Annotated in this window: 4 protein-coding genes; 1 reads left to right on the forward strand and 3 read right to left on the reverse strand. The window is 65.4% G+C overall.

Translation table 11 applies throughout. The features are described 5' to 3' along the window. Positions 1-346: 346 nt before the first annotated feature. From ctrA to K2X24_RS16210, 3 genes are all read right to left on the reverse strand, one after another. Positions 347-1,048 carry a response regulator transcription factor CtrA gene (ctrA, locus tag K2X24_RS16200; RefSeq protein ID WP_292499380.1) on the reverse strand — a complete coding sequence of 234 codons (702 nt, stop codon included), beginning with the start codon at positions 1,046-1,048 and terminating at the stop codon, positions 347-349. Between the two features lie 755 nt (positions 1,049-1,803). Then, positions 1,804-2,088: a hypothetical protein gene (locus K2X24_RS16205; RefSeq protein WP_292499381.1), complete on the reverse strand. Its 285-nt coding sequence runs from the start codon at positions 2,086-2,088 to the stop codon at positions 1,804-1,806. Between the two features lie 4 nt (positions 2,089-2,092). Beyond that, on the reverse strand, positions 2,093-2,473 hold the full coding sequence (locus K2X24_RS16210) for a hypothetical protein (protein WP_292499382.1): 381 nt from the start codon (positions 2,471-2,473) through the stop codon (positions 2,093-2,095). Between the two features lie 272 nt (positions 2,474-2,745). Here K2X24_RS16210 and K2X24_RS16215 point away from each other — a divergent pair. Then, positions 2,746-3,530 (forward strand): TadE/TadG family type IV pilus assembly protein (locus K2X24_RS16215; protein ID WP_292499383.1); only part of this gene is annotated, 785 nt, incomplete at its 3' end.

Here is a 3,530-nt window from a genome sequence, read left to right on the forward strand (position 1 = left end):
GAGCGTCTTGATCATGTGAGGACTGCCGGGAACCAGAGGCGCACTCTCGGTGCGGTGTGAAGCGGTTCTACCGTGAGAGCCAGGCTGAGCTCTAGTGCATTTGAGCAACACCCAGGATAGATCGATATCGAGCCCAGCAAACTAACAAGACCTGAAGATTCACATCTTGGTAACCGAGCAGATTAACACCCGCCCCGACGCGTAGTTCCAAGGAAATATCTCGCCGGCTCGAGATCCCGGGCAGGCGGGTCCGGTCGCGATGCCCGCGACCCGATGCCGAAGGCGCCGCCCGGCAGCCATAGCGGTTAAAGATCAGAGCGACAGAGGGGGTGACGGGCCGCCCGGATCAGCCCGCCATGGCGCGCATCGCGGAGACGCCGTCGTGCAGGACGTAGCCGCGGCCCCAGACGGTCTCGATGTAGTTCTTGCCGCCCGAGGCGTTGGCGAGCTTGCGGCGCAGCTTGCAGATGAACACGTCGATGATCTTGAGCTCGGGCTCGTCCATGCCGCCGTAGAGGTGGTTGAGGAACATCTCCTTCGTGAGCGTCGTGCCCTTGCGCAGGGCGAGGAGCTCCAGGATCTGGTACTCCTTGCCGGTGAGGTGCACGCGGGCGCCCGCGATGGTGGTGGTCTTCTCGTCGAGGTTCACGACGAGGTCGCCCGTGGTGATCACCGACTGGGCGTGCCCCTGCGAGCGGCGCACGATGGCGTGGATGCGGGCGACGAGCTCGTCCTTGTGAAAGGGCTTGGTGAGGTAGTCGTCGGCCCCGAAACCGAGGCCCTTCACCTTGTCCTCGATGCCGGCCAGGCCGGAGAGGATCAGGATCGGCGTCTTGACCTTGGCGACGCGCAAGCTGCGCAGCACCTCGTAGCCCGAGATGTCCGGCAGCGTCAGGTCGAGCAGGATGATGTCGTAGTCGTAGAGCTTGCCGAGGTCGATCCCTTCCTCGCCTAGGTCGGTGGTATAGACGTTGAAGCTCTCGGACTTGAGCATCAATTCGATGCTGGCGGCGACGGAGGCATCGTCCTCGATCAGCAGGACACGCATCGGAAAGCTCCTTGAAAGATTGGGATGTCCTAGGCCCACACCGGCAACAAACCGTTAAGCTTTCCGGAAAACTACGATCGCGTGTGAAAACGCCTTGCGTGGGCACTGGGGAACAAAGCCTCGAAAGGTCTTGAGCATTCGAGCGTTCAGGCGGAGCGACCGTCCAACGGGCCTGTGACCGCGTGGCAACGTGGCTAACGGAGCGTTGCAGTTCGTGATTTGTTCCCGTTTTGGAACGCGGCGCGAGCTGTCAATTGAGCCCTTGAACGGAGCACATCATGCAAATTCGAGACGGGGAGCGGCTGCGCCTTACTCTGTAGGGGGCAGGATGCCGCGCTAAGGTCAGTCTCAACGCCTAAAGGGTTCACCCAGCCCGCCATCGTGGGCCTAGACCCGGCGGATGACGGCGTGACCGCCTAGCTGCACGACGGCCGCAGTACCCTGACGGTCGTGCTGATCGATACGCCCGGCGAAGTCGCCTTCCGGATGAGGGTTAGCTCGGGACGGGGAGGCCGGCTGGACGTTGGACACGTCGTTGCGTCTCTGGATGCTGTCGAATAGGCCGGGGCACCCGACGTCCTCCCGACCCACTCAGGCGCAAGGTCATCCGACACGCAGGCCCTGGGCAAATCCATCCGCACGGACTTGATCGCAACTTCCCCGATGCTCGGCCCTCCGGCGATCCCAAACCAGCCCTCGGCGTAATCCCACGCCGAGGATCGCCCCCTTCGTTCGGCAATGACGCGATCGTACCGCTAAACCGTCCCCCGGCGCAGGCCCTCGGCGAGCTGGAGGGCTTCGAGGACCGCCTTGCCGATCCGGTCGGCCTCGTCCTCCCCCGCCGGGTTCGCGAGAACGACGGCGACCTGACGCGGAACAGACAAGGCTTCCGCACTCACCGTGACCTGCAGCTCGTCACCGTGGGGTGCCTCGATGCGGCGCAGGCCCACGCGCAGCCCGGCGACGTCTCCGAAGACGTGATCCAGGCCGGCTAGGGCCTCGCGGCCGTTGCGAAAATCGCCGTTGATCACATCCGCCATCGCTCTACCGCCGTGCGTCCGCCCGCTCCGGCACAAGGCTCGCCCCGAGGCGCGAACCGGCCAGCGTGATCTTCCTTACGGAGGCCGGGCGGCTTTCGCCATGGGTCGGCGGCGCGTAGCTGCGGCGCGACTGGGCGTGGATGGCTTCCCCGAGGGGGCCTTCGGCCGTCCGGAGGGCCGCCATCGTGCAGGCCGCCGCCACCTTCAGACCGAGCTCGTGCGTGTGGCTGCGGCCGTAGAGGTAGGCCGCCAAGCGCGCCCGCTTTCGCTCCGGGATATCGGCGATCAGGCGCGACAGCGTGTCGGCATCGGCCCGGTAGACCCGCCCGAGCAGGTCGAGGGGAACGGGGCAGGCCTCGAGGTCGATCGAACGATCCGTGATCACGATGATACCTGCTTCCCGCAAAAGGCAGGCTGGTCAGGATATGGTTAACGGTTCGTGCATGCTGCCGCCGCCCGAACCCGTCACGAACCGCCAAGCTATATCCCCTCCCCCCGCTCCGTGACGGGATGCACCCGAAGGCTCAAGAGCCGTTCACTCGAAGCTGATCGACAGGATTGCAACCGTGTGGTGTGGCAATTCCTGGCCGATGCGATCCGCTTGTTTCTCTCGATGACGTAGCGACTTCGTTTACGTCGGCCTGCAATGCTGGGCGTATGTTCGGGACGTTTCCCACTGCATCAATCGTTGCTCGGCTCGGGGCCGACGAGCGCGGTGGCGTCGCGGTCATCTTCGCGCTGACGCTGATTCCGCTCCTCGCCCTCTCCGGCATGGCGATCGACCTCAGCGCCAACACCAACGCCCGCCGCAAGGCTCAGAACGCGGTCGATGCGGCCGCTCTCTCGCTCGCCAAGCTTCCCTCCGGACTGTCGGACGCGGATCTCGCCGACCGCGCCAAGCGCCAGGTGACGGCCGCGATGGCGGAGAGTCAGGCGACCGGGGTCGATGTCGCCACGTTCCGTTCGGGCGAGACCATCCGGGTGACCCTGACCGGCGCGACGCCGACGACGCTGGCGCGCGTGGTCGGCTTCACCAGCCTGGGCCTGAACGTGTCCGGGACTTCGAAGCGCGGGTCGGGCAACCTCGAAGTGGCCCTCGTCCTCGACAACACGGGCTCGATGGCCGGTGCCAAGCTCGCCAACCTGAAGACGGCGGCCACCGACCTCGTCAACAACCTCTTCGAGGAGGCCGATCCGGCCAAGCCGAATGCCCTGAAGGTCGCCGTCGTCCCGTTCTCAATGACGGTGAATGTCGGGGCAAGCCGCGCCGGGGACGCCTTCATCGACAGGGATGGCCTCGCCTCCTACCATTCCCAGATCTTCGCCACGAAGGCCAACCGCCTCACCCTCTTCACGAAGATGGGTGTCGCCTGGGGCGGATGCGTCGAGAGCCGGCCCGCGCCCTACGACGTCGAGGACTCCCCCGCGAGCCAGGGCACCCC

The organism is Methylobacterium sp. (genome assembly GCF_019750675.1).
In the GTDB taxonomy this organism is placed as follows: Bacteria; Pseudomonadota; Alphaproteobacteria; order Rhizobiales; family Beijerinckiaceae; genus Methylobacterium.